Source organism: Serratia sp. CY33525 (assembly GCF_052169115.1).
GTDB classification, from domain to species: Bacteria; Pseudomonadota; Gammaproteobacteria; order Enterobacterales; family Enterobacteriaceae; genus Serratia; species Serratia sarumanii.
In genome coordinates this window covers 136,616-157,945 of record NZ_JBJNLK010000008.1, presented here as the reverse complement: position 1 = coordinate 157,945, position 21,330 = coordinate 136,616, and the positions used below count along the sequence as shown (strand labels likewise).

Sequence of the window (21,330 nt, the reverse complement as noted above, 5' to 3'; positions counted from 1 at the left end):
TTACTCCCATTCCGCGCGCGGGTTGAACGCCGCCTGTTCAGCCAGTTCTCGCCACAGGGCGCTGGCCTTCTCGTTCGGCTTCGGCGGCATCACCACCTTGAGAATGACATACAGGTCACCGGGCTCTTTCTTGCCCGCCAGCCCCTTGCCCTTGACCCGCAGCCGTTTGCCGCTCTGGCTGCCGGCCGGCACGGTCAACGCGATTTTTCCGGTCAGCGTCGGCACCTCAATGCTGGCGCCGAGCGCCGCCTCCCAAGGGGCGAGAGGTGCCACGATGCTCAGGTTGTGGCCGTCGATCTCGAACAGCGGGTGCGGCGCGAGGCGGATGACCAGATACAGATCGCCGTTCTGGCCGCCGCCCACGCCGGCCACGCCCTGCCCCTTGAGGCGAATGCGCTCGCCGTCGCCCACGCCGGCCGGGATTTTCACGTTCAGCGTTTTGCTGGCTTCGCTCACCTGCCGCCCCAGCTCGTCATACACCGGCAGCTTGTAAGAGATCTCGCGGCTTTGGCCATGCAGCGTTTCCTCGAGGAACAGCGGCACCTCCATCTCGAGATCCTGGCCGCGGAAGCCATGTCCGCCGTGCGAGTGCGAAGCGGAGCGATGCCCGCCCGCCGCCCGGCCGCCGAACATGCTTTCGAAGAAATCGGAGAAGTCTTGCGCGTCGGCGCCGCCGCCGTGCCATGAAGCGCTCTGCTGATAGCCGCCGCGATCGCCGCGCGCCTGGCGGCCAAAGTTCGGATCGTTGCGGTGCAGCCGGATCTGATCGTACTCGGCGCGGCGCTCTTCGTCCTTCAGCACCTCATAGGCTTCGGCCAGCTCCTTGAATTTGCTCTCGGCGTCTTCTTCGGTGCTCACGTCAGGGTGATATTTACGCGCCAGCCGGCGGTAGGCCGTTTTGATGGTTTTCAGATCGGCGTTGGGCTCAACGCCCATCGTTGCGTAGTAATCTTTAAATTCCATGCGGTAATACCTTCAATGTGTTGGGTTGTGCGCCAAAATTCCTTGTCTCTCTCGCCAGATATCCTCCTTTCGTCACATTCCTTTTCCGCTATCGCTAAGCATACTCCCGATTGTTAAAAGCTGCGCAAACTGAATAACAACCGTGCGGCAACGCGCAGGCCCGCGCGCCATTTCTAAAGCCCCCCGCATTCACGTACACTGTGGCGGTGGCCCCATAAAGATAAATCACCATGAGAACTCAACTGATAACCCGTGAAGGGTATGACAAGCTCAAACAAGAGCTGGATTACCTCTGGCGCGAAGAACGCCCCGAGGTGACCAAGAAAGTGACCTGGGCCGCCAGCCTGGGCGACAGAAGCGAAAACGCCGACTACCAGTACAACAAGAAGCGGCTGCGCGAGATCGACCGCCGCGTCCGCTATCTGACCAAATGCCTGGAGCAATTGAAGATCGTCGATTACTCCCCGCAGCAGGAAGGCAAGGTGTTCTTCGGCGCCTGGGTGGAGGTGGAGAACGACGACGGCGAGACCAAACGCTTTCGCATCGTCGGTTACGACGAGATCTTCGGCCGCAAGGATTACATCTCCATCGACGCGCCGATGGCGCGCGCCCTGCTGAAAAAAGAGGTCGGCGACGTCGCCACCGTCAATACGCCGCTGGGCGAGGCGCAGTGGTACGTTAACGAGATAGACTACCCGAAGTAAGCTTTCAGCTTTTTCCGAACCGCCGCCAACGCCGCCGCCTGCGCAGTTCTCCACGTGGCGGCCGCGCGGCGGCGGCCCGCTCCACTGGCATTTTCCCCGATCAATCCGTATAACTGTCCCCTGTTTATTCACCGTTCTCAATACAGATACCAGACCTATGAATGACCCACTGAGCCGCATTATTGCAACAGAACTGCAGGCCCGGCCGGAGCAAGTCGACTCCGCCATCCGTCTGCTGGATGAAGGTAATACCGTGCCCTTTATTGCACGCTATCGTAAGGAAGTCACCGGGGGCCTGGACGACACCCAACTGCGCCAGCTGGAAACCCGCCTGGGTTATCTGCGTGAACTGGAAGATCGTCGTCAGACCATCCTGAAGTCGATCGATGAACAGGGCAAACTGACCGAACAACTGGCGGGGGCGATCAACGCCACGCTGAGCAAGACCGAACTCGAAGACCTCTATCTGCCGTACAAACCGAAGCGCCGCACCCGCGGCCAGATCGCCATCGAGGCCGGTCTGGAACCGCTGGCGGACGCACTGTGGCAGGATCCGCAACAGCAGCCGGAACAGCTGGCTGAACGCTACGTCGACGCCGACAAGGGCGTGGCGGACGTCAAAGCCGCCCTCGACGGCGCGCGCTATATCCTGATGGAGCGCTTCGCCGAAGATGCCTCGCTGCTGGCCAAGGTGCGCGACTACCTGTGGAAAAACGCCCATCTGGTGTCCAAAGTGGTCGAGGGCAAGGAAGAAGAAGGCGCCAAGTTCCGCGACTATTTCGATCACCACGAACCGATTTCTCAGGTGCCTTCGCACCGCGCGCTGGCGATGTTCCGCGGCCGCAACGAAGGCGTGCTGCAGCTGGCGCTGAACGCCGATCCGCAGTTTGAGGAAGCGCCGCGCGAAAGCCAGGCGGAGCTGATCATCATCAATCACCTCAACCTGCGCCTGAACAACGCCCCGGCCGACGCCTGGCGCAGGGCGGTGGTCAACTGGACCTGGCGCATCAAGGTGCTGCTGCACCTGGAAACCGAGCTGATGGGCACGGTGCGCGAGCGCGCGGAAGATGAAGCGATCAACGTTTTCGCCCGCAACATGCATGATCTGCTGATGGCCGCGCCGGCCGGCATGCGCGCCACCATGGGCCTCGATCCGGGCCTGCGCACCGGGGTGAAAGTCGCCGTGGTCGACGCGACCGGCAAGCTGGTCGCCACCGACACCGTCTACCCGCACACCGGGCAAGCGGCCAAAGCCGCCGCCATCGTCGCGGCGCTGTGCATCAAACATAACGTGGAGCTGGTGGCCATCGGCAACGGCACCGCTTCGCGTGAAACCGAGCGTTTCTATCTCGACCTGCAAAAGCAATTCGGCGAGGTCCGGGCGCAGAAAGTGATCGTCAGCGAAGCGGGCGCGTCGGTGTATTCCGCGTCCGAACTGGCGGCGCAGGAGTTCCCGGATCTCGACGTGTCGCTGCGCGGCGCGGTGTCCATCGCCCGTCGTCTGCAGGATCCGCTGGCGGAGCTGGTGAAAATCGACCCGAAATCCATCGGCGTCGGCCAGTATCAGCACGACGTCAGCCAGAGCCAGCTGGCGAAGAAGCTGGACTCGGTGGTGGAAGACTGCGTGAACGCCGTCGGCGTCGATCTGAACACCGCGTCGGTACCGTTGCTGACCCGCGTGGCCGGCCTGACGCGCATGATGGCGCAGAACATCGTCAACTGGCGCGACGAGAACGGCCGCTTCAGCAACCGTGAGCAACTGCTGAAAGTCAGCCGCCTGGGGCCGAAGGCCTTCGAACAGTGCGCCGGCTTCCTGCGCATCAACCACGGCGACAACCCGCTGGATGCTTCCACCGTTCACCCGGAAGCCTACCCGGTGGTGCAGCGCATCCTGGCCGCCACCGAGCAGGCGCTGCAGGACCTGATGGGCAACGCCTCGGCGGTGCGCAGCCTGAAAGCGGTCGACTTCACCGACGACAAGTTCGGCGTGCCGACGGTCACCGACATCCTGAAAGAGCTGGAGAAGCCGGGCCGCGATCCACGTCCGGAGTTCAAAACCGCCACCTTCGCCGAAGGCGTGGAAACCCTCAACGATCTGCAGGTGGGCATGATCCTGGAAGGGTCGGTGACCAACGTCACCAACTTCGGCGCCTTCGTGGATATCGGCGTGCATCAGGATGGCCTGGTGCACATCTCCTCGCTGGCGGACAAGTTCGTTGAAGATCCGCACACCGTGGTGAAGGCCGGCGACATCGTCAAAGTGAAGGTGATGGAAGTCGATCTGCAGCGTAAACGCATCGCGCTGAGCATGCGCCTGGATGAGCAGCCGGGCGAAGGTTCACCGCGCCGCGGCGGCAACGCGCCTGCACAGACGCGCGACCACGCCAACCGTTCGGCGGGCGGCAACAAGGCCAAACCGCGCAACACGGCACCGGCCGGCAACAGCGCCATGGGCGACGCGCTGGCGGCGGCATTCGGCAAGAAACGCTAAGTCAGATCCAACAGGGGGCGGAGCCTGCTCCGCCCCTTTCTGATGAATAAAACTTGCGGCATTTCTTGACCCGCCTCAATAAACCGTCATCTTTTTATTTCCCGCGCCTGCGTGACCACCCTCCCATTATTCAGGCAACAACAATCCCTTCTGCAGCCATTTATTAACAACTTCGTTAACACGCATTTTTCATCTCGCGAATTGTGAGAGAAACACAAATGGTTACCGCTCGCATTACGGCGGAATAATGTTATCGAATTGCCTTTCGGTGGAAATAAATAAAGGGAAAAAACCATCTATATTTGCAAACAAGAAAACTCGGCTACAAATACGTAACTGATTTAACTCGCCATTCTCATTTGTTCCCCAGCGCAACCGGTGGTAAAACGTCGTTAATCAAGACAACGCCATCAAAAACTGTCGACGCCATAATAATTGGTTACAATACCCTTACTTTTTGTATTGAACGCGATAATGATAATTACTATTATTTGCGCTCACTTTATTGCATGACCTTATGGATGAATACCGCCGACGGCGTGGCATTTTCGCCGGCAACGTCCAATTATCATCAGCCCGATGCTCATCGGCACCCGGAAGGTTAATCACATGCAGCTCCAACCTAAACGCACGTATAAGATTGTCGGCTTTTCCGGTGAAATTGCGCCGGCCTACCGCCAGAAACTGTTATCGCTCGGCATGCTGCCCGGCTCTTCGTTCGACGTAGTGCGCGTCGCACCGCTGGGCGATCCGATAGAAATTAAAACTCGCCGCGTCAGCCTGGTGCTGCGCAGGAAGGATCTGGCGCTGCTGCAGCTCGACGGCCAGCCCTGAGCCGACGCGCTCTCCGTTTGCCGACGCGCCTTTGCGCCGGCGCTGTTCCCTTGAAGACGACACGCTGAACTATGAAAAAACTCACCATCGGCTTAATCGGTAACCCGAACTCCGGCAAAACCACGCTGTTCAACCAGCTGACCGGCGCACGCCAACGGGTCGGCAACTGGGCGGGCGTGACGGTCGAACGCAAAGAAGGCCATTTCACCACCCCGCAGTCCGACGTACGGCTGGTCGATTTGCCCGGTACCTACTCCCTGACCACCATTTCAGAGCAAACCTCGCTCGACGAGCAGATCGCCTGCCACTACATTTTGAGCGGCGACGCCGATCTGCTGATCAACGTGGTCGACGCCTCCAACCTGGAGCGCAACCTCTACCTGACGCTGCAGCTGCTGGAGCTGGGCATTCCCTGCATCGTGGCGCTGAACATGCTCGACATCGCCAAAAGTCAGCATATCGATATCGACGTCGCCGCGCTGTCGGCGCGCCTCGGCTGCCCGGTAGTGCCGATGATCTCCACCCGCGCCGACGGCATCGGCGTGCTGAAACAGATGATCGACAATCATCACATCAACGAACAGCAGGCGCTGGTGAACTACCCACCGCTGTTGCTGAAAGCGGTCGCCACGCTGAGCGACGCCATGCCGCAAACGCTGCCGGCGGTGCAGCGCCGCTGGCTGGCATTGCAAATGCTGGAAGGCGACATCTACAGTCACCGGCTGGCCGGCCCCGCCGTCGCGCTGTTGCCTGCGGCTGCCCAGGCGTTGCAACAGCAGCAGCAGGAAGACCCGGCGCTAGTGATCGCCGACGCGCGCTACCAGTCCATCGCCGCCCTGTGCGATGAGGTCAGCAACTCGCAGCAGGCGATGCCCAACCGCCTGACCGAGCTGCTGGATAAAGTGATCCTCAACCGCTGGCTGGGCGTGCCGATCTTCCTGCTGGTGATGTACCTGATGTTCCTGCTGGCGATCAACATCGGCGGCGCGCTGCAGCCGATCTTCGATATCGGCTCGGCGGCGATCTTCATTCAGGGCATTCAGTGGCTCGGCTACACCCTGCACTTCCCCGACTGGCTGACCGTTTTCCTGGCGCAGGGCGTCGGCGGCGGCATCAATACCGTGCTGCCGCTGGTGCCGCAGATCGGCATGATGTACCTGTTTCTGTCGTTCCTGGAGGATTCCGGCTACATGGCGCGCGCGGCGTTCGTGATGGATCGCCTGATGCAGGCGCTCGGGCTGCCGGGCAAATCCTTCGTGCCGCTGATCGTCGGCTTCGGCTGCAATGTGCCGTCCATCATGGGCGCCCGGACGCTGGATGCCCAGCGCGAGCGCCTGATCACCATCATGATGGCGCCGTTCATGTCCTGCGGCGCCCGTCTGGCGATCTTCGCGGTGTTCGCCGCCGCCTTCTTCGGCCAGGACGGCGCCGGGGTGGTGTTCTCGCTTTACATGCTCGGCATTGCGGTGGCGATCCTCACCGGCCTGGTGCTCAAATACACCCTCATGCGCGGCGAAGCCTCGCCGTTCGTGATGGAGCTGCCGGTCTACCATGTGCCGCACCTGAAAAGCCTGCTGCTGCAAACCTGGCAGCGGCTGAAAGGCTTCGTGCTGCGCGCCGGCAAGGTGATCGTGGTGGCCAGCATATTCATCGGCGGCCTGAACAGCTTCTCGTTCAGCGGCAAGACGGTCGACAACATCAACGACTCCGCGCTGGCCTCGGTTTCCAGGGTGCTGACGCCGCTGCTGCAGCCGATGGGCGTCCACAGCGATAACTGGCAGGCCACCGTCGGGCTGGTGACCGGCGCGATGGCGAAAGAAGTGGTGGTCGGCACGCTGAATACGCTGTACACCGCCGAGCGCATCAACAAAGAGGCGTTCGACGCCGCCAACTTCAACCTGCTCGATGAGCTGGGCGGCGCGCTGCACGAAACCTGGGACGGCCTGAAAAATACCTTCAGCCTGAGCGTGCTCTCCAACCCGATCGAAGCCAGCAAGGGCGACGGCGAGATGGGCGTCGGCTCGATGGGCGTGATGAGCAGCAAATTCGGCTCCGGCATCTCCGCCTACAGCTATCTGATCTTCGTGCTGCTGTATGTGCCTTGCGTCTCGGTGATGGGCGCCATCGCCCGTGAATCGAGCCGCGGCTGGATGACCTTCTCTATTCTGTGGGGGCTGAACGTGGCCTACTCGCTGGCGACGCTGTTCTATCAGGCGGCCACCTTCAATCAACACCCGCAGTACAGCCTGACGGCGATCCTGGCGGTGGTGCTGGTGAATCTGCTGGTGCTGTTCGGCCTGCGCCGGGCGCGCAGCCGCGTCACGGTGCGCCTGGGCAACGCCACGCCGGCGGCCTGTTGCCAGAGCGCCAAAGGGAGCTGTCACTGATGGCCGGGCTGCTGCAGGTGCGCGATGCGCTGGCGCTGCGCGGCAGCGCCCAGGCGCAGCAGCTCAGCCACTCGCTGGCGACGCCGCTGCCGCTGGTGCAGGCGATGCTGGATCGATTGACGGCGATGGGAAAAGTGGAACGCATCGAACAGGATGACGGCGCCTGTCTGAGCGGCAGTTGCAAAAGCTGCCCGCAGGGGCAGGGGTGCAGCACGGTGTTCTACCGGCTGAAGGCCTGACGATCAGGGGCGCCATGACGGGCGCCCCTTTGCCGTTCAAGGCTTATTGCTTGTCTTTGTAAACTTCGGCGATGGCGCTGAATTTACCGTGTTCGCGGCCTGCCAGGATCACGTAGTATTGACCGCCCTTTTCGTCAGCCAGTTTGGACAGCTCTTCCTTGGCATCCATCGGTGACGTGGTTTCCGCCGTCGTGGTGACGGTGCCGATCTTCTCGTATTTACCCGGGTTCTTATCCAGATCTTCCTTGGTCAGCAGGGTTGCCGCCATGGAGCCGAAAGACACCGAACCCAGCACTGCCGCTGCAATAATCATCTTCAATGATTTCATGACACTAACCTCTCAATGGATAATTTATCTGTTATGAAAGCCGTCAAGAATCCATGCGTAGTACCGCAGGCTGCCGCGACATCCTCAGGCCTCGTTGCTTTCCCTGACGGGGCCTGTTTCCCAGAGACGAAACGCCAAAATGAAAAGCGCCGCACGCGGTCTTTTCATTTTGCAGCCAACGCATTGACTCACTAAGTATCGAACAGCTTTGTCTTTTATCCACCCGGCGGCGTTTTTTTTAGCGCCCTATCGTGCGATTTCCCACCGGATTCAATGTGCTGCAATAAACGCTTCGATCATCGTCACAAATTCATCGGGATGAGAGATAAACGGCGCATGGGCGGCTTTGGCCACGATCTGCGACGCAGAATGCGGCCAGGCGGCATCGAGCAGCTCGGCGACCTTGCGCGGCACCAGCCCGTCCAGATAGCCGTAGATCCGCAGCAGCGGCAGATTCAACGCCGCCAGCGGCACGCGCAGATCGGCGGTGCGCAGGATCTCCAGCCCGCCGTTCAACACCTCGACGCTCGGGGTCGGTTGGCTGAGCACCACCGCTTTCAGCTGGCGCGCATCCTGACGCGCGCTCTCGGTGCCCAGCGTCTGCAGCGCCAGAAAACGCTCGACGGTGCGCTGGAAATCCAGACTCAGCTGATGCTGGAAACCGCTCAGCACGTCCGGGCGGATCCCCGGCCACTCATCGCGGGCGGCAAAGCACGGCGAGGAGGCTACGGTGATCAGCCCCTTGACCCGCTCGGGCTGCATCAGCGCCGCCTGGCTGGCCACCAGTCCGCCGAGCGACCAGCCTAGCCACCAGGCCTGCGGCGGGGCGGCCGCCAGCACGATTTCCGTCATCTGCGCCAGCGACAACGCGCCGAACCCCTGGCTGCGGCCATAACCCGGCAGATCGACCAGGTGCAGGCGAAAATGCGGCGCCAGTCGCGCCTGAATGCAACTCCACACTTCGGCGTTCAAGCCCCAGCCGTGCAGCAGCACAAGATCGCGTTCGCCCTCACCTATTGTTTGCCAGTACAGCGCTGTCATTGGTTATTGTCCTTTCATGCTTATCCGTCTCGGAGGCTCTATGCTATCAATCCGCAGCCGCTGTTGGCTATGCCGACAGCCGTTGAGTCTGATGCGTCATGGCATCTGCAGCTGCTGCCTGCGCCATCTGCCGGCCCACCCGCCGTGTTGCCCGTGCTGCGGATTGCCCGCCGGGGAAACGCAAATGCCCTGCGGCCGCTGCCTGCAACGGCCGCCGCCCTGGCAGCGGCTGGTGTTCGTCGGCGACTACGTTGCGCCCCTCAGCCAACTGGTAAAGAGGTTCAAGTTTCACCGCGCGCCCGAGCTGGCGCCGACGTTGGCACGCCTGATGCTGTTGCGGTGGCAGCAGGCGCGCAGAGAGCAGCATCTGAACAGACCCGACCTGATTTTAGCGGTACCCTTGCATGCAACGCGCTGCTGGCGCCGTGGTTATAACCAGAGCGATCTGCTGGCCCGGCCGCTGGCGCGCTGGCTGGGCTGCGCCTATTGGCCCGCCGCTTTGCGCCGGGTGCGCAAGACAGCCCTGCAACAGCGGCTGAGCGCCGGAGCGCGCAGGCGCAATTTGCAGCGCGCTTTCACCTGCACGGTGCCGGTCGCCGGCCGGCATATCGCCTTGGTGGATGACGTGGTGACCACCGGCAGCACTGTTGCGGAGATCGCGGCGCTGTTGCGGCGGCAAGGCGCCGCCTCGGTGCAGATATGGTGCGTTTGCCGCACGTTGTAGTGCCACGGCAATGGGCGTATTATAACCGACTATAGAAGTCAACTATTGAGCTAATGCTATGATCCGTATAACAGATGCTGCACAGGAACACTTTGCCAAACTGCTGGCAAATCAAGAAGAAGGCACCCAAATCCGCGTATTCGTGATCAACCCGGGCACGCCGACGGCCGAATGCGGTGTCTCTTATTGCCCGCCGGACGCGGTAGAAGCGACGGATACCGAACTGAAGTTCGACAAACTGTCCGCCTATGTCGATGAGCTGAGCGCGCCGTATCTGGAAGACGCCGAAATCGACTTCGTGACCGACCAGCTGGGTTCTCAGCTGACGCTGAAAGCGCCAAACGCCAAGATGCGCAAGGTCGATGACGACGCGCCGCTGATGGAGCGCGTGGAATACGTGCTGCAGTCGCAGATCAACCCACAGCTGGCGGGCCACGGCGGCCGCGTGACGCTGATGGAGATCACCGACGACAACATGGCGATCCTGCAGTTCGGCGGCGGCTGTAACGGCTGTTCGATGGTCGACGTCACGCTGAAAGAAGGCATCGAGAAAGAGCTGCTGCAGAAATTCCCGGAGCTGAAAGGCGTGCGCGATTTGACCGAGCACCAGCGCGGCGAGCACTCCTATTACTGATCCCCGGCGCTCGCGCCGCGGTGGATAACACAATGCCGGAAGGGGGAAACCCGTTCCGGCATTGTCGTTTTCAGCCCACCGACACCTTGCGCCGCCGTTTGTCCAAATCCTTCAGCAACCGATTTATCCGCGGATCGGCGAACATCTCCTCCAGCGTTTCGGTCAGCTTGCGCCGCCAGTTAGGGTATTGATCGCTGGTGCCGGGAATATTGACCGGATCGGCCATGTCCAGCCAGTCTTCCGGCTGCAGGCCGAGCAGGGCGCTGGCGCTGTCGGCGACATAACGCTGCAGCCCGCGGTTGAGCAGCGGGCTCATGCCGAGCAGCGCCGCCTTCTTGCCCACCTTCTGCGGCACGCAGCCATAGCGATGCAACCCGTCCAGCAGCCCCTGCTTGGCGCGTTCCCGATCGGCGAACAGCGCCCGCAGGATCTCCGCATCCGGGTAAAGGCCCAGCCGGTTGCCGAGCGTCAGATCGTCGCTTTGCCAGTAGCCACGCAGCGTCGGCAGATCGTGGGTGGTGATGGTCGCCATCGCCTGCACCGGATAGGCCTGCGGCGCGCGGAAATGGTGTTCGCCGTCGCTTTCGAAATACAGCACTTTGTAGGAATAGACGCCGCTGTCGCGCAGCTTGCCGACGATCTCCACCGGCACGGTGCCGAGATCCTCGCCGATCACCATGCAGCGGTGGCGCTGGCTTTCCAGCGCCAACACCGCCAGCAGATCGTCCACCGGGTATTTGACGTAGGCGCCGCGATCGGCGGTTTCGCCATAAGGGATCCACCACAGCCGCAGCAGCGCCATGACGTGATCGATGCGCAGCGCGCCGCAGCTGGTCATGTTGGCGCGCAAAAGATCGATGAACGGCTGATAACCGCGCGCCGCCATCACGTGCGGATCCATCGGCGGCAACCCCCAGTTTTGCCCCAGCGGCCCCAGGATGTCCGGCGGCGCGCCGACCGACGCTTTCAGGCAGTACAGTTCGCGGTCACACCAGGTTTCCGCCCCGCCTTCCGCCACCCCGACCGCCAGATCGCGATACAGGCCAATCGGCATCTGCTGCTGCCGGCTCTGTTCGAAACACTGCGCGAACTGCGTGGCCGCCAGCCACTGCAGCCACAGGTAAAAGCGGACCGCGTCCTGATGCTCATCGCAGAACTGCCGCACCGCTTCGCTCTGCCCACGCCGATAACGCTCGGGCCAGGCCGGCCACCCCCACTGGCTGGCGTCTTTGGCCGCCAGGTGGGCATGCAGCGCGTCGAACGCCGCCTGCTGATACAGGCTTTCGCCGCCCTCAGTCACGAACCATTCGAACGCCTGACGCTGCGCGTCGTTCGGCTTGCGCGCCTGAAACAGCGGGAACGCCAGCTTCAGCCCCGCCAGCTTCAGCTGCATCACGGCGGTGTAATCCACCCACTCCGCGGCGCGCGCCTTGGCCAGCTGCTTCTGCGTCGCCGGCTTCTGCCACCAGCGCTGCGCCGCGTCGCTGCGCTGGAAATCCTCCACCGCGTTGACGTCGATATACGCCAGATTCAACCAGCGGCGCGACGAGGGGCTGTAGGGGCTGGCGCTCTCCGGGTTGGCCGGATACAGCGCATGGATCGGATTGAGGCCAACGAAAGCGCCGCCGCGTTCCCCCACCTGCTCCACCATCAGGCGCAGATCGCCGAAATCGCCGATGCCCCAGTTGCGATCGGAACGCAGCGTATACAGCTGAACGCAGGCGCCCCACAGCTTCTTGCCGGTCAGCAAGGCGTTCGGCTCGAAGCAGCGCCTCGGCGCGACGATCACTCGGCATGACCACTGCCGCGCGCCCTGGCTCAGCGTCAATTGGTGATAGCCCGCCGGCAGATCGCCCGGCAGCGTCAGGGTCTTGCGCGCGCCGACGCGCCCCTGCAGGCATTCGCCGTCTTCACGCTGCAGCGCCCACAGGTACTCGCCTTCGCCCGCCGGGGTCAACGCCAACGGCGCGCCCTGATAGAACACCTTGACCGCCGGTAACGGCGACGCCGCCCCTTCCTGCGCGGCTTCGGCCCAATTCATGGCCGCCAGCAGCTTGCGCTTGGTCTCCGGTTCAATCGCCTGCCGCTTGCCGTGGGCATTGATGAAATCGGCGGCGATCCCCGCCTGTGCCGCCGCCTGATCGATACGCTTGCGATCCATTCGTTCTCCTTAACGTTTGGCTTGCCAGATGCGCTGCTGGTAATCGCGGATCGAACGATCCGAGCTGAACATGCCGACGCGCGCGGTGTTAAGGATAGTCCGCCGCGTCCATTCGTCCCGATCGCGGTACAGTTCATCGACCCGGCTTTGCGCCTGGCAATACGAGGCGAAGTCCGCCAACACCAGATAGGGATCGCCGCCCTCCAGCAGGCTGTGCAGCATCATGTCGAACGCGTGCTTGTCGCCGTGGCTGAACGCGCCGCTCGCCAGCTCGTCCAAAATCGCCTTCAGGTGCTTGTCTTTCTTGCGGTAGCTGAGCGGATCGTAGCCCTTCGCCAGTATCGCCTTCACCTGCTCCACGGTATTGCCGAAGATAAAGATATTGTCTTCGCCCACCTGCTCGGCGATTTCGACATTGGCGCCGTCCAGCGTGCCGACCGTCAGCGCGCCGTTCAGCGCCAGCTTCATATTGCCGGTGCCGGAGGCCTCTTTGCCAGCGGTGGAGATCTGCTCGGAGATATCCGCCGCCGGGATCATCAGTTCGGCCACCGACACGCGGTAGTCGGGAATGAACGCCACTTTCAGGCGATCTTTCACCAGCGGATCGTTATTGATCTTCTCGGCCGCCTGGTTGATCGCGTAGATGATGTTCTTCGCCAGGTAGTAGCCCGGCGCCGCCTTGGCGCCGAACAGGAAGACGCGCGGCACGATGTCCAGATTCGGGTTGTCGCGCAGCTGGCGATACAGCGACAGGATGTGCAGCAGGTTCAGGTGCTGGCGTTTGTACTCGTGCAGACGCTTGATCTGCACATCGAAAATCGCGTCCGGGTCGAGCGTCAACCCCATCACGCCGTGCACGTAATGGGCCAGCGCCACCTTGTTGTCGCGTTTGATCTGCTGATAACGCTGGCGGAACGCCGCGTCGTCGGCGAATTTTTCCAGCCCGCGCAACGCGTCGAGATCGTTCGCCCATTCCACCTTCAGCGTCTCGTCGATCAGGCCCGACAGCGCCGGGTTGCACTGTTTCAGCCAGCGGCGCGGCGTGATGCCGTTGGTGACGTTATGGAATTTGTTCGGCCACAGCTGGTGATATTCCGGGAACAGATCCTTCACCACCAGATCCGAGTGCAGCTGCGCCACGCCGTTGACCGCAAAGCCGCTGACCACGCACAGGTTGGCCATGCGCACCTGCTTGTTGTGGTGCACCGCCAGTTTGGCCCACACCGCCTCGTCGCCCGGCCAGTGCTTATCCACCAGCTTTTTGAACCTGGCGTTGATCTGTTTGATGATGGAGAAATGGCGCGGCAGCAGGCTGCGCACCAGTTTTTCATCCCAGCACTCCAGCGCTTCCGGCATCAGGGTGTGGTTGGTATAGGCGAAAGTGTTGCTGGTGATCGCCCAGGCCGCCTCCCACTCCAGCTGGTGTTCGTCCAGCAGAATGCGCAGCATTTCCGGAATGGCGATGGTCGGGTGGGTGTCGTTCAGCTGGATCACTTCGTACTTCGGCAGCTCTTCAATCTTGCGGCCGGCCTGATGGTGCTTGCGCAAAATGTCCGCCACCGAGCAGGCGCACTGGAAATACTGCTGCATCAGGCGCAGGCGCTTGCCGGCCTGATGGTTGTCGTTCGGGTAGAGCACCTTGGTCAGCTTGTCGGCTTCTACGCCCTGCTTCTCCGCCTGCAGGAATTTGCCGTCGTTGAAATCGCTCAGGTTGAACGGATGCTGATGGGTCGCCTGCCACAGGCGCAGCGGCTGCGCCACGCCGTTGCGATACCCCAGCACCGGCAGATCCCAGGCTTCGCCGCGCAGGGTGAAGGCCGGGCGCCACAGTTCGCGGCCGTCGGCCTGCTTTTCCAGCTTGCCGCCGATGCCCACGTCCACCGCCAGCGCGGCGTTGTGGCGGAACCACGGGTAGCTCTCGCGCTGCCAGTTATCCGGCGCCTCTTGCTGCTGCCCACCCTGGAACGACTGGCGGAACAGCCCGTACTGGTAGTTCAGCCCATACCCGGTGGCCGGTTGCTCCACCGTCGCCATCGAGTCAAGGAAACAGGCCGCCAGCCGCCCCAGCCCGCCGTTGCCCAGCGCCGGATCGGTTTCCTGCTCCAGCAGATCCGCCAGCTTGACGTTCTGCTCCGCCAGCGCCTGCTCGACGGTGTCGTACCAGCCCAGGTTGATCAGGTTGTTCGCCGTCAGCCGGCCGATCAGAAACTCCATCGAGATGTAGTTCACGTGGCGCAGCGGTTTGGCGCTTTTGCGCGGCGCCGGCTGTGCGGCCAGCTGCTCGGCCAGCGCCGCACTGACGGCTTCCCACCATTGATGTTGCGTCATCTGCTGTGCGGAACTGAGGCCGAACCGTTGCCACTGACGGGCAAGCGCCGCCAGAAAAGCATCCTTCTTGAGCGTAGGCTGTGACATAAGGAAAACTCTCTATCCAGTAAGTGGGTCAAATTGCCGCTATCGTGCCGGTGAGAAAGCCTGACGGCATCATCCCGCCTGGGGATTAGCTGGGGAGGAGGATTGGGGCGTAGCTGGAATTGTGATCTCAGGCACTGTTTGACTCCCTTGCAACGATGCAAAAAAGCCCGCCAACGCGTGCGGCGAGCACTGAGAACGTTAGCCATGACGTTAGCACAAGTATTCGCACTGCTGAAGTTTTGTGCATGGCCGGAAATGCGATCTGCAACCGCAACTCCGCGCGCCGACGCCAAACGTAAAAAAGTGTGATCGATAGCAACTTAACTCCAAGCCGATGCGGAAGCTTGTTGCAATACGTTTAGGGTTGGCAGAAGTTAGGGGGAGCTATTAATTACGAACCATAAAATAATTAGCGCCACTCCAATCCCGGCGGGAACCGCGATTTATACCCTGGAATACTATGCTGATCCCATCAAAACTGAGCCGCCCGGTACGGCTGCAAAATACCGTGATCCGCGATCGCCTGCTGGCCAAACTGGCCAGCGCGGGCAACTATCGCCTGACACTGGTCAATTGCCCGGCGGGATACGGAAAAACCACGCTGATCGCCCAATGGGCGGCCGGCAAGGCCGATCTGGGCTGGTATTCGCTGGACGAGAGCGACAACCAGCCGGAGCGCTTCGCCAGCTACCTGATCGCCGCGCTGCAGCAGGCCAGCGGCGGCCGCTGCGTCAAGAGCGAGGCGCTGAGCCAGAAACACCAGTACGCCAGCCTGTCGGCGCTGTTCGCCCAGCTGTTTATCGAGCTGGCCGACTGGCACCAGCCGCTGTACCTGGTGATCGACGACTACCACCTGATCACCAACGACGCCATTCACGAAGCCATGCGCTTCTTCCTGCGCCATCAGCCGGAAAACCTGACGCTGATCCTGCTCTCGCGCACCCTGCCGCCGCTCGGCATCGCCAATCTGCGGGTGCGCGATCAGCTGCTGGAAATGGGCACGCAGCAGCTGGCGTTTACCCATCAGGAAGCCAAACAATTCTTCGACTGCCGCCTGGCGGCGCCGATGGAACAGCAGGACAGCAGCCGCCTGTGCGACGAAGTCGAAGGCTGGGCCACCGCGCTGCAGCTGATCGCGCTGTCGGCCCGCCAGTCCGCCTCGTCAGCTCAGCTGTCGGCCAAGCGGCTGGCGGGGCTGAACGCCAGCCACCTGTCCGACTATCTGGTGGACGAAGTGCTGGATCACGTCGATGCCGAGGCGCGCGCCTTCCTGCTGCGCTGTTCGGTGCTGCGCTCGATGAACGACGCGCTGATCGTGCGGCTGACCGGCGAAGACAACGGCCAGCAGCGGCTGGAGGAGCTGGAGCGCCAGGGGCTGTTTATCCATCGCATGGACGACACCGGCGAATGGTTCAACTTCCATCCGCTGTTCGCTTCTTTCCTGCGCCAGCGTTGCCAGTGGGAGCTGGCGCTGGAGCTGCCGGGGTTGCACCGCGCCGCCGCCGAGGGCTGGCTGGCGCTGGGGTATCCGGCGGAGGCCATTCACCATGCGCTGGCGGCCAGCGACGTCAGCATGCTGCGCGATATCCTGCTGCAACACGCCTGGTCGCTGTTCCACCACAGCGAACTGGCCTTGCTGGAGGAGTGCCTCAACGCGCTGCCTTATGAGCGCCTGATCCAAAATCCCAAGCTGGCGCTGCTGCAGGCCTGGCTGGCGCAGAGCCAGCACCGCTACGGCGAGGTCAACACCCTGCTGGAGCGCGCCGAGCGCACCATGCGCGAGCAGAAAATCGAGATAGACCAAACGCTGCACGCCGAGTTCGACGCCTTACGCGCCCAGGTGGCGATCAACGCCGGTAAACCGGAAGAGGCCGAGCGGCTGGCGACCGAAGCGTTGAAATTCCTGCCGCTGTCCAGCTATTACAGCCGCATCGTCGCCACCTCGGTGACCGGCGAAGTGCACCACTGCAAGGGCGAACTGGCGCGCGCGCTGCCGATGATGCAGCAAACCGAGCAGATGGCGCGTCGTCATCAGGCCAACCATTACGCACTCTGGGCGCTGCTGCAGCAGAGCGAAATCCTCATCGCCCAGGGCTTCCTGCAGGCCGCTTACGAAACCCAGGACAAGGCGTTCGAACTGATCCGCGAACAGCACCTGGAACAGCTGCCGATGCACGAGTTCCTGCTGCGCATTCGCGCGCAGATCCTGTGGTCGTGGTCGCGGCTGGACGAGGCGGAAGACGCGGCGCGCACCGGGCTGAAAATCCTGGCGAACTACCAGCCGCAGCAACAGTTGCAGTGCATCGCCATGCTGGCCAAATGCTCGCTGGCGCGCGGCGATCTGGACAACGCCAATACCCATCTGCAGCGCTGCGAAACTCTGCTGCACGGCGCCCACTACCATCGCGACTGGCTGACCAACACCGACAAGTCGCGGGTGATCCACTGGCAGATGACCGGCGACACCGCCGCCGCCGCCCAATGGCTGCGCCACACCGAAAAGCCCGGCATGGCGGACAACCACTTCACGCAGGGCCAGTGGCGCAACATCGCGCGGGTGCAGATCCTGCTCGGCCAGTATGAAGAGGCCGGCGTGGTGCTGGATGAGCTGAACGAAAACGCCCGCCGCCTGCGGCTGGTGAGCGATCTCAACCGCAACCTGCTGCTCAGCAACCAGCTCTACTGGCTGCAAGAGCGCAAGGGCGAAGCGCAGCAGGCGCTGATCGAAGCGCTGTCGCTGGCCAACCGCACCGGCTTTATCAGCCACTTCGTCATCGAGGGCGAAGCGATGGCGCAGCAGCTGCGCCAGCTGATCCAGCTCAACACGCTGCCGGAGCTGGAACAGCATCGCGCCCAGCGCATCCTGCGTGACATCAACCAGCATCATCGGCACAAGTTCGCGCATTTTGACGAGAACTTCGTCGATAAGCTGCTGACCCATCCGCAGGTGCCGGAGCTGATCCGCACCAGCCCGCTCACCCAGCGCGAATGGCAGGTGCTGGGGCTGATCTATTCCGGCTACAGCAACGACCAGATCGCCGGCGAGTTGGACGTGGCGGCCACCACCATCAAGACGCACATCCGCAACCTGTATCAGAAACTGGGCGTGGCCCATCGCCAGGAAGCGGTGCAGCAAGCGCAGCAGCTGTTGAAGATGATGGGGTACGGCGCCTGAGAGTCAGCGCTGGCCGTAATAGGCGCCGGCGCCATGTTTGCGGCTGAAATGCTTTTCCAGCAGATAGTCATCGATCCGTTTCAGGCCGGGGTTAATATCCCGGCTGATCCACGCCATTTTCGCCACCTCCCGTTTTGCAGAGGCTTATGCTTGTTTAGAATTAAAAAGCTATATTTTATTATCAGAGTATTTAGATATTGACAGATTTTTCAACATCAAATTATAAAAGACAACCAATGCAATTGTTTTAATATCAATCTTTTCATTTAATGAAAAAGATTTAGTAACCAATTAGAATGAAGAATAGTTGTTAGTTATAAGAAACGCTATAAACCGCTCAAAATACAATTACCTTTCAAAATCACCGATTAAATAACAAAATAATATCAGTCACTATAACAAAATATATATAAATTACACTGTACGAGCTATACGTTTCTACAGCACTATCATTGCATGAACAAAAAATAAACAATCATATTGAGGTAAGTGATAAACTAACACTATTCATATAAAAATTTGATCAGCATCTTAATTCAAAAAAATAAATATTGATAACTTATCCGGCTCACTCTATAAATAACAGTTTATCTGAAAGGTGAGCACCATGTGCATACATGCAACATCCATTTAATATTAGCATGTTAATAATTTAGACAAGACATTATATCTTAAGGGGAATTATGAATAGAATATTAGTGATTAAAGAAGATAATCACACAGTAAATCCTGACATGGGTCTAGTTATACCGGTTGCCCATGTAAATGAAAATGGTAATTACGATAAGATTAAAACAAGTGATTTTCCTAATGGGGGGATATTTATATCAAAGGGATTCATGAATATCAGCCAACAATTTGGCAACAATGAGTTATTTGTCCTTACTGAGTATTACGAAAGTAATGATGATGATTGGAAGAGCAACTCAAGGCATCAAAAACATTTTGGACTAGGTAATAAAGTCGAAAGACTTGACAAAAGTTTTCTTATACCAGTTATCAAATCCGAGCTGCCTGATATTAAGACAGGTTTTATTAGCCATGATATAGATGCGCCAAGCACACAATTCTTCATTGAAGATGGGGGATACATTTATGGCCCTTTCAAAGCATCAAAACAAGATAATAACTGGCAGTTATCTCCGTTATCCACACCATCGCCGTTACAGCTCAAACAAGACCATATCGCTAAAATAGAATCTAAAAATATAGACAACGATAATCTATCATCGGAATGGATTATAAAAGGAGAAAATAAAAAATATATAAATAACTTAAAAGATCTGTCAACATTGCCTTTCGAGCAATTAGATTACATTTCAGATACTAGGTTGGTTTCATATTTTACTAAAAATGGCTTTGGTAGCGGATTCTCTAAAAACAAAACTCCGTTAGGCAAGAGCGAAGCTCAAAAGCTATCTCAGGGTATAGACGAATATGTAAAAAAGAACAAAGTATTAGAGAATAGTGAGCGTCTTAAGCGAATTAAAGAGTTATTAGGGGAATTTCTAGACTCAAGCCCATTTGGGCAAGAAATAGTACAAGAGTTTTTGGCTGAGAGCAGAGACGGAAGACTTTATTTAGATAACTACTTCATGAAAAACAAAGAATTATTATTAAAACAAAAATCTGAAGAGATTGAGGAGGTTACGCGAGCACAGAAAGAAAAACTAGACAAAGAGATTAGTGAGTTAGAAAGACTGATAAGCACTAAGAAGTCCGAGTTGGAATTCGAAACGAAAAATGTTGAAAATGAAAAATTAAAAGCTAAAGATGAGATCGAGAGGATAAAAAAACAAACGGCAGAAGATGCTCATAAAATTTTATTAAACAAACAGCAATCATTAACGGAGGAAAACTCCGTCTTAGAGGAGAAAATACATGAGGCAAATCTAAAACTAGAAGAGTTTTACGCTACATTATCTCGCGTAAGTGATTACAACTCGCTTGTAGAAGAGATAAATTATTTGAAAAGACGAAAAGAAGACATCGAGAAAGAGAAGGAATCTGTTGAAAAAGCTGTTAATCTTAAAAAAGCCACTTTAAACTCTCCACAATTATTAGAGAAAGCAGTAGAAATACAGACACTAACAACTCTTTTAAATGGAGGAAGAACAAAAGAAAACACACCAAAAATATACAAGACAAAGATCACACCATCCTCTATAAAACTGAATGTCGCTAATAGGAAAGACTATATAAATTATTTGGTTGATTCATTCAGTAATGATAATGGTCGAAATTTTTCTTTTGATGAAATGGCAAATTTGCTTATATGCCTTAACCAGTCATTTATGACAATATTGGCAGGTCCTCCTGGTACCGGAAAAACCTCAACAGCGATTAGACTTGCGCAAAACATGGGTTTAACAAGTGATACCAACACCTTTAATACCAGTAACTTCCTGAACATTCCTGTAGGTCGTGCTTGGGTCTCAAGCCGTGACATACTTGGATTTTATAACTCTTTAAAAGATGTCTATCAACCTGCTAGAACAGGCCTTTATGAATTTCTAAAAAGTGAGCATAACCAAGATTATCTCAAACTAATATTATTAGATGAGGCGAACCTTTCAAGTGTCGAGCATTATTGGTCTGATTTTCTAAGTATGTGTGACCCAGAAGGACGGCAAAGAAAAATTGATTCAGGAATTCCGTCAGAAGAGGAAAGACATATTTCCGTTGCTAATGGAGTAAGATTTATTGCAACTATCAATAATGATGCATCCACAGAACGACTTTCCCCCAGGTTAATTGACCGAGTTCCAGTGATAGGTTTGAATCATAATTCAGAGTTCAAGTCAAACGTAATAAAAACTCTAGATTTCGATGGAGCAGTGAGTAATGAATGTTTAGAAGGTTGTTTTGATATTAGTCTCTATGAGTCGTCATTTACAACTGAAGAACAAAACGCTCTTGAACAGGTGATAGAAATTCTCAAAGCACCGATTAATCGAACAACTTCAGTTCGAGTGAGCCAGAGAAAATATAATGCAATAAAACGCTACTGCCACATTGCTAATGAAATTGAAGGACTAAGAAGTCAACCCATAGATTTTGCTATCAATCAGCATATCCTACCCTTAATAGAAGGATATGGAACTGGTTTCAAAGAAAGGTTACAAAATCTTGAACAAAAGCTTGTAGAGTTGGATCTCCATATATCTAAAGCAACTCTTAAGAACATCATTAATAATGGTGATATATATAGCGAATCATACTCTTATTTTTAGA

14 protein-coding genes and 1 pseudogene are annotated in these 21,330 nt (G+C 58.0%); 9 read left to right on the top strand and 6 right to left on the bottom strand.

The annotated features are described in order from the left end of the window. The gene (gene cbpA, locus ACJ8IM_RS19050) at positions 1–963 is read right to left on the bottom strand and encodes a curved DNA-binding protein (protein ID WP_033636314.1); all 963 of its coding nucleotides are present in this window, start codon (positions 961–963) and stop codon (positions 1–3) included. 230 nt (positions 964–1,193) lie between these two features. Here cbpA and greB point away from each other — a divergent pair, with 230 nt between their 5' ends. From greB to ACJ8IM_RS19025, 5 genes are all read left to right on the top strand, one after another. Then, positions 1,194–1,667 (top strand): transcription elongation factor GreB, encoded by a 474-nt coding sequence (gene greB / locus ACJ8IM_RS19045; protein WP_033636315.1) that lies wholly within the window; start codon positions 1,194–1,196, stop codon positions 1,665–1,667. A gap of 157 nt (positions 1,668–1,824) precedes the next feature. Next, a complete protein-coding gene (locus ACJ8IM_RS19040) occupies positions 1,825–4,158 on the top strand; it encodes a Tex family protein (protein WP_033655251.1) in 2,334 nt (777 codons plus the stop codon). A gap of 609 nt (positions 4,159–4,767) precedes the next feature. Next, positions 4,768–4,992, top strand: a complete 225-nt coding sequence (gene feoA / locus ACJ8IM_RS19035; RefSeq protein WP_025304553.1) for a ferrous iron transporter A — start codon at positions 4,768–4,770, stop codon at positions 4,990–4,992. A gap of 71 nt (positions 4,993–5,063) precedes the next feature. Continuing rightward, positions 5,064–7,379 carry a Fe(2+) transporter permease subunit FeoB gene (gene feoB, locus ACJ8IM_RS19030; protein ID WP_033655250.1) on the top strand — a complete coding sequence of 772 codons (2,316 nt, stop codon included), beginning with the start codon at positions 5,064–5,066 and terminating at the stop codon, positions 7,377–7,379. After that, positions 7,379–7,618 (top strand): FeoC-like transcriptional regulator, encoded by a 240-nt coding sequence (locus ACJ8IM_RS19025; protein ID WP_033636318.1) that lies wholly within the window; start codon positions 7,379–7,381, stop codon positions 7,616–7,618. Before feoB ends, ACJ8IM_RS19025 begins: the two co-directional genes overlap by 1 nt. A gap of 43 nt (positions 7,619–7,661) precedes the next feature. Here ACJ8IM_RS19025 and ACJ8IM_RS19020 read toward each other — a convergent pair whose 3' ends face one another. Continuing rightward, on the bottom strand, positions 7,662–7,946 hold the full coding sequence (locus ACJ8IM_RS19020; protein WP_004930765.1) for a YdgH/BhsA/McbA-like domain containing protein: 285 nt from the start codon (positions 7,944–7,946) through the stop codon (positions 7,662–7,664). A 270-nt stretch (positions 7,947–8,216) separates the two neighbouring features. Next, a complete protein-coding gene (bioH, locus tag ACJ8IM_RS19015) occupies positions 8,217–8,987 on the bottom strand; it encodes a pimeloyl-ACP methyl ester esterase BioH (RefSeq protein WP_033655249.1) in 771 nt (256 codons plus the stop codon). Positions 8,988–9,027: 40 nt separating this feature from the next. Between bioH and gntX the strand changes: the two genes are divergently transcribed. Together gntX and nfuA are read left to right on the top strand one after the other, a co-directional pair. Beyond that, a complete protein-coding gene (gntX, locus tag ACJ8IM_RS19010) occupies positions 9,028–9,711 on the top strand; it encodes a DNA utilization protein GntX (protein ID WP_033655248.1) in 684 nt (227 codons plus the stop codon). Positions 9,712–9,769: 58 nt separating this feature from the next. After that, positions 9,770–10,345, top strand: coding sequence for a Fe-S biogenesis protein NfuA (gene nfuA / locus ACJ8IM_RS19005; protein ID WP_004930777.1), 576 nt, complete (start codon positions 9,770–9,772; stop codon positions 10,343–10,345). A 70-nt stretch (positions 10,346–10,415) separates the two neighbouring features. Here nfuA and malQ read toward each other — a convergent pair whose 3' ends face one another. Both malQ and malP read right to left on the bottom strand, forming a co-directional pair. Then, complete coding sequence (malQ, locus tag ACJ8IM_RS19000) at positions 10,416–12,506, bottom strand: 4-alpha-glucanotransferase (RefSeq protein WP_033655247.1); 2,091 nt, start codon at positions 12,504–12,506, stop codon at positions 10,416–10,418. 9 nt (positions 12,507–12,515) lie between these two features. After that, positions 12,516–14,921 (bottom strand): maltodextrin phosphorylase, encoded by a 2,406-nt coding sequence (gene malP / locus ACJ8IM_RS18995; protein ID WP_033649338.1) that lies wholly within the window; start codon positions 14,919–14,921, stop codon positions 12,516–12,518. A 460-nt stretch (positions 14,922–15,381) separates the two neighbouring features. Here malP and malT point away from each other — a divergent pair, with 460 nt between their 5' ends. After that, on the top strand, positions 15,382–18,096 hold the full coding sequence (malT, locus tag ACJ8IM_RS18990; RefSeq protein ID WP_033649340.1) for an HTH-type transcriptional regulator MalT: 2,715 nt from the start codon (positions 15,382–15,384) through the stop codon (positions 18,094–18,096). 3 nt (positions 18,097–18,099) lie between these two features. On the opposite strand, the pseudogene araD reads toward malT, so the two are convergent. Further along, positions 18,100–18,240, bottom strand: a pseudogene (gene araD, locus ACJ8IM_RS18985) (L-ribulose-5-phosphate 4-epimerase); the annotation flags it as partial. Positions 18,241–18,779: 539 nt separating this feature from the next. Between araD and ACJ8IM_RS18980 the strand changes: the two are divergent. Then, entirely contained in the window at positions 18,780–21,329 is a 2,550-nt protein-coding gene (locus tag ACJ8IM_RS18980; protein ID WP_033655246.1) for an AAA family ATPase, read from the top strand. Position 21,330: the final 1 nt, after the last annotated feature.